7 protein-coding genes are annotated in these 5,818 nt (G+C 63.5%); 5 read left to right on the forward strand and 2 right to left on the reverse strand.

Annotated features, from left to right (window positions below; translation table 11 throughout):
- The 5 genes from EN991_RS20740 to EN991_RS20760 all read left to right on the forward strand — a co-directional run.
- Nucleotides 1-312 (forward strand): hypothetical protein (locus EN991_RS20740; protein WP_127369430.1); only part of this gene is annotated, 312 nt, incomplete at its 5' end.
- A 32-nt stretch (nt 313-344) separates the two neighbouring features.
- The gene (locus EN991_RS20745) at nt 345-1,103 is read left to right on the forward strand and encodes a transglycosylase SLT domain-containing protein (RefSeq protein WP_127369435.1); all 759 of its coding nucleotides are present in this window, start codon (nt 345-347) and stop codon (nt 1,101-1,103) included.
- Nucleotides 1,104-1,405: 302 nt separating this feature from the next.
- On the forward strand, nt 1,406-2,392 hold the full coding sequence (locus tag EN991_RS20750) for an ABC transporter substrate-binding protein (protein ID WP_245461023.1): 987 nt from the start codon (nt 1,406-1,408) through the stop codon (nt 2,390-2,392).
- A 33-nt stretch (nt 2,393-2,425) separates the two neighbouring features.
- Entirely contained in the window at nt 2,426-3,130 is a 705-nt protein-coding gene (locus EN991_RS20755) for a thermonuclease family protein (RefSeq protein ID WP_127369432.1), read from the forward strand.
- A gap of 151 nt (nt 3,131-3,281) precedes the next feature.
- The gene (locus EN991_RS20760) at nt 3,282-4,034 is read left to right on the forward strand and encodes a GGDEF domain-containing protein (RefSeq protein WP_127369433.1); all 753 of its coding nucleotides are present in this window, start codon (nt 3,282-3,284) and stop codon (nt 4,032-4,034) included.
- A gap of 58 nt (nt 4,035-4,092) precedes the next feature.
- Here EN991_RS20760 and EN991_RS20765 read toward each other — a convergent pair whose 3' ends face one another.
- Complete coding sequence (locus EN991_RS20765; protein WP_164753513.1) at nt 4,093-5,640, reverse strand: GMC family oxidoreductase N-terminal domain-containing protein; 1,548 nt, start codon at nt 5,638-5,640, stop codon at nt 4,093-4,095.
- Nucleotides 5,641-5,682: 42 nt separating this feature from the next.
- The coding region (locus EN991_RS20770) for an FCD domain-containing protein (RefSeq protein WP_127369434.1) at nt 5,683-5,818 on the reverse strand (136 nt) is incomplete at its 5' end.

The following is a 5,818-nucleotide window of genomic DNA, read 5'->3' on the forward strand; positions in this document are numbered from 1 at the left end:
ACGGGGTATGCCGCCGACATCATCGATGGTCCGACGGGCGACTATTGCCGTGTCGTCGGCACCTCCAACCTGGTGCTGAACGACAACATCGTCGATCTGAAGCAGGAGGTTGTGAAGTTGATGGACGAGTCGGTTGCCGTCGCCAACAGCTCGGAGTGGATCAACTCGTCGCGTCCCGTCTTCGTCTGGGCGTCGGAGGCCAAGGTCGCTTGCGGCAAGGCCTATGGCTACCTGAAGACGAACTACAAGGACGAAGACACCCTCAACAAATGCGAGTGTTTTCACGATCGCATGGTCGAGTACATGCACTGACCGGATAGGCGAACCGACGCCTGTTGGCCATCATGACAGCCGACGGATCCTTCCTGAAGGCGGTCGCGGGCGCGATCGTGTTGTTTGGCTTTGTCCAAACGGTCACGCCGGCCAGTGCCAACTGGCTGGAACGACCATCCGTGAAACCACAGCTTTCGTCCGGCCTGAAGCAACCAGTGCGCTGTGATCCGGCCACGGAGTGGACCCGGCAGGCTTTCAAGGCATTTGCGAGTTGCCAGGCATCGATCTATGGCCTGGAGCCGATGCTGGCGCATGCGGTGATGGAGATCGAAAGCGGCTTCGATCCCGACGTGCAAGGCGGTGACGGCGAAGTCGGCCTGATGCAGGTGATGCCGGCGACGGCCAGGATGCTCGGCTTTCGAGGTTCACTGGACGATCTGAGCGCGCCGGCGGCCAACATCGCGCTGGGGGTCAAATATCTTGCACAGGCCAACAAGCTCGCCGCGGGTGATCTCTGCACCACCGTCATGAAGTATCGCGCCGGGCACAATGAAAGCCGGTTCTCGGCCCTTTCAGTCCGCTACTGCCAGCGTGCGCGGGCAATCCTGGCAAGGGAAGGGATCGAAGTGACCGGGCCTTTGCCGGTGGCGACGTTCGGCTTTTCCGCATTTTCGCCAGGCGAGGAGGGTGGAGCCCCTGCCCAGGCAAAGGGCGTCTGCGTGCGCCGCGTGTTCGTGCCCGGGCCGCGATACATGAAATGCGCCGACTATCGAAGTGCCGGGCAAGCAAGGCAGATCAGGGCGCTCAGAGGCAGGCTGTTCGGCGGCTAAAAGAACTACAGACGGCACTGCAAGTCCGCCGTAACATGCGTTGAAGACCAGACCGGGAACAATATCCGGCGGCACATAGGGGTGGAGCATTCATGGAAGCTGGCCGACAGGTCCACCGTCCGCGGACATGGGCAATCGCCTTGGCGCTCGCCGCGATCGTGTCGGGCTGCCAGTCGAAGGGCGGCGTGTCCGAAGTGCTCGATCCGGCGGCGGTTACCGCGCCTGCCGGGCAGAACGGCGCCGCCGGTGCCGGTCCCGTCCAGGCGACCCAGTCGCTGGGCACCGGGTCGACCAAAGTCACGATGCTGCTGCCGCTGTCCGCCCCTGGAACGGCCGGGGAAAACGGCAGGAAGATGCTCGATGCGACCAAGCTGGCGATGACGGATATCGGCAACGGATTGCTGGCGCTGACGGTAGAAGATACCAAAGGCGACAGCGCACTGGCCGGCAAACTGGCGGTTACGGCCATTACGACGGGGTCTAAAGTCGTCATCGGCCCGACCGAGCTGCCGGCGGCCCAGCATATTGCCACGCTGTCGGGGTCGAAGCGGCCACCGGTTCTGGCGCTCGCCGACAATTTCGCCGGCGGCCCCGGGGTCTATGCCGTGCTCCTTGGCGAAGCGGACAGCGCCGCCGCGGGCGCCGCGGGACTGGCCGCGAAAGGCAGCAAGAAGTTCGTACTGCTTGTCGCGGATGGCCCAAACGCCGGCGCCATGGAGAAGCGGGTCGCAAACAGCCTCAGCATCTACGGCGCGGCGCTCGCGGTCACTCTCCGATATTCTGCCGGCGACGGCGCGAAGACGGTCGACGAAATGGGCTCACTCGTGGACGCCCCTGACGCCGTCATCGTCGCCAGCGGCAATGGCAGTCCGTCGCCTGTCCTTGCCGCCCTCAAATCGAAGGGCATTCCGGGAAAGACGATCTCCGTCGTCGGGACGAACCGTTGGCTGGAGCACCCCATGGATCCGCTCTTCGAGGGGGCGTTTGTCGCCACGCTCGATCCAGGCGAAACCGGGCCGATCGCCGACCGCTTCAGGACGACATACAACTATCCGGCTGACGTCAATGTGGCCTACGCCTATGATATGGTTGCGCTGACGGCAGGGATTGCCAGCGCGGTCGGGCCCGATGGTTTCAGCAAAAAGGTTCTTGAGAATCCAAACGGCTTTCGGGGGTCGACCGGCCTGTTCCGGTTTCGGGCCGACGGATCCAGCCAACGCTCGATGCCGTTCTATCGGATTGAAAAAGGTGCGCTCAAGCTGGTTGCCAAATCGACGTCGGGTTTCTGACCGGCGTAAATCCCTGAGATCCTGTTCAAGCTGATGGCCAGGCCGGGCCGCAGCCGCTTGGCGATCGCACTTGGAAGCCTCCTGCTCCTGGCGGGGATACTGCTGATCATTCAGGGCGGGGCGTTGCTTTCGGTCGATCGGCCTGTCCGTGCCCGGTCGCGGGATGTTGACGATACCCAGCCTGTCCGACCGGTTGCACCGGTTGCCGGCGCACAACGCCTGGAGCCGGCGCGCAAGGTTGCTCAAGACCTGATCGCTCCACCACGGCTTGATCCCGCTGAGATCGAACGGGCCGAGCCCCGTCCGCCGCTCAGCGAGCTCGGTCTCGCCGTGCCCCCGAAAACGCCGATGCCCAGGGATTGGCGGGAGGTCTTGCTCTACCGCCCGGTTGTCACATCATCGGCGATGTTCGAAGCCATGGGCCGCAAGGTGTTCATCAGCGGAGTGCGAGGCATCGATCTCGACAGCTCCTGCTCGTTTCATGACGTCACCTGGCCTTGCGGCGTACGCGCCCGCGCCGTTTTCAATTCCTGGCTGAGGGGACGCGCGCTGCACTGTTTCGTACCGCCGGACGTCGAGCGTTTTGCCGTCGCCGCACCGTGCAGGCTGGGCAAGCAGGATGTTGGCGCCTGGCTTGTCTCCAACGGCTGGGCCACGGCGCTGCCGAGCGGCATCTACGGCAAGGCGGAGGCGACAGCCAGGGACGCGGAGATGGGCATGTTCGGCCCGGCACAATAGGCTGTCATTCAATCCCTGATGTTTTGTTTGTTAACCGCCACGGGCGCAGCCTTGATGGGGTCATCGCGCAATCGATTAAATTGCAATGTTCCTTGAAACTGAAATTGCAACACACCGGCCTTATACAAGCCCATCCACAGGAGATCGGCCAGTGACAAAGACTATGGCGAGCACCACCGACCAGGCATGGAAAGGCGTCGCTTTGCTGACCTTTCTGGGAACCGCTGCAATCCTGGGCGTTTCCGTCGGTCTCAATTATCTGCTTCTGTTCTCGGAGGCGCTGACGCCATTTGGGCGCAGCATGGTCACGGCAATCCTGTTGCCTGTCGTTCTTGGTGTTCCGCTTTTTCTGTTCGTTGGATTGAAACAGATCGAGCTTCGTCGCTATCGCCGGGAACTCGACAAGTCGGCAACCTTCGACACCACGACCGGCTGCCTGAACGGAGCGGTCTTCACGTCGATGGTCGAAAAAAGAACCGCAAGGCCGTCGGTGCCGGGGCCGAAATCCGGCGCCTTCCTGGTCATCCATTCGGAGCATCTGCGGTCCATCAACCTGCGCTTTGGTCTTGAATGGGGCGATCAAGCCTTGCGGCTCATAGCCTCAACCATACAATCGTCAGTGCGCGCGGAGGATCTGGTTGGACGTATGGGGACGTCGATGTTCGGGGTTTTCCTCGCCGGCGCGACCGAAGCAGAAGCCAGGGAAATCGGCGAGCGTATCAGGGCGCGCATCGCACAAGTCTATTTCGCGCCAAAAGGCACCGAGGATGCCTTGACGGTCAAGGTCGGCGGCGTGGTGTTCGAGAACCAGGTGGAGTTCGCGGACATGTTCCGGTCCGCCGAGCAGCGCATGGCCGGCGTCCGGGACGGAGCGGCGTTTGAGCTGACGCATCTCCATAGCTGATAGTCGCCGGGAAGCAGAGCCATTCGGAACCCAGGGGAAGTGTCGGATGCGGCCGCCGTCACGCGGCCGCCGCGGTAACCCGTGAAGACGCCGCCCAGGTTTCGGCGATGGCGACGATCGCCGCGTTGATCGGTCCGCTCGGGATCGCCGGCATCACCGAGGCGTCGACGACAAAGGCATTGTCGAAGCCGTTCAGCCGCAAGTCGGGATCGACGATGGCCTCGGTGTCAAGACCCATCCGGCAGGTGCCGGCCGGATGGTGATGGGTGGAAGCAGCCCTGGCGATGAAAGCATCGAGTTCGGCATCGGACTGAACCGGTGCGCCTGGCAGGATCTCCGTATCGCGCCATTCGTCCAGGGCCTCATGATGGCCGACCATGCGCGCCCGCTTCAACGCCATCCTGAATGTCGCGCGATCGTGTTCGGTTTCCAGATAATGCGGATCGATGACCGGCGTATCGTTGCGGCCCGGCCCGCTCGGTGTGATGCGCCCGCGGCTTGTCGGATGAGTGACGCCGCAAAGGATGGTAAAGGCCGAGCCATAAAGCGGGGCATTCAGGCCCTCGGCCGCCGACGGAGCGACGACGCAGGCGAGCACGATATCGGGACTTCCCATGGAGCGGGTCGGGTCGTCGCTGTGCAGATACATCAGCGATTCGGAGTGCTGCAGGCGGGAAGGCGGCACCGGCTTTTTGGTGCTGTAGACATTTCCAAGAGCCAGCAGATGATCCTGCAGGTTGCGGCCCACCTCGCTGCGATCGGCAAGGCAGCGTATGTCAGCCTGCTTCAGCGTATCCGGGCAACCAATGCCCGACCGCATGAGGATGAGCGGCGTGGACACGGCGCCGGCGCAAAGGACAATCCGGTCGGCACAGAGCGTTCTGTTCTGGCCCTCGCAGACCACGCTCACGCCCGTGACCCTGTGGCCGTCCAGAACCAGATGCTCGACCTCGTGGCCGGTGAGCAAGGTCAGGTTCGGCCGCGCCATGACCCGCGGCGGCAGATAGGCGTCGGCGACGCTCAGGCGCTTGCCGTCGCGTATGTTGAGTGAATTGGGGCTGGTGCCGACCAGCTCGCCGCTGTTGTGGTCGCTCAGGGCGGGGGCCCCCATGGATCGCCCGGCGGCGATGTAGGCACGCACGACCGGACTGACCTCGGCGTCCGGCAGATAGACGTCCAGCGGGCCGCTCTTGCCGCGTGTTGGCCCGTCGAAGGCGGTGAAGGCTTCGCTGCGGATGAAGCCCGGCAACAACCCCCGATAGGACCAGCGCTCGCCGCCGGCTTGCACCCAGGGTTCGAAATCATCGGGATGGCCGCGCACATAGGCCATTGCATGCAGGCAGCTCGAGCCGCCGACGATTTTGCCGCGCGGCCATTCATGGACGCGGTTGGCGGTGAAGGGCTGGGGCACGGTCCGGTAGCTCCAGTCGTAGGCGCGGCCCTGGAGCATCGTCCATTTCAGCGGGTCGGCGATGTCGGGATCGGCCGGCATCGTCCCGGCCTCGATGAGGCCGACCTGGCACGACCGGTCTTCACTGAGACGGCTGGCAACAACCGAGCCAGCGGATCCCGCGCCGATGACCAGCACGTCGAAATGACGTTTCAATTTGAAATTCCCCGCACAGGCTCGATGTCAGAGGTGATGCGATCACGCGGCAAAGGCGCCGGCATTCGACCGTTCCATGATCTGTCTCTGCACCGACAGAAGGTGCGCGCGCATTGCGGCCTCTGCCGCTTCGGGGTCGCGCTGCGAGATCGCTTCGGCGATCAGGCGATGCTCGCCG

The sequence above is a fragment of the Mesorhizobium sp. M7A.F.Ca.US.005.03.2.1 genome, from assembly GCF_003997795.1.
Lineage (GTDB): Bacteria > Pseudomonadota > Alphaproteobacteria > Rhizobiales > Rhizobiaceae > Mesorhizobium > Mesorhizobium ciceri.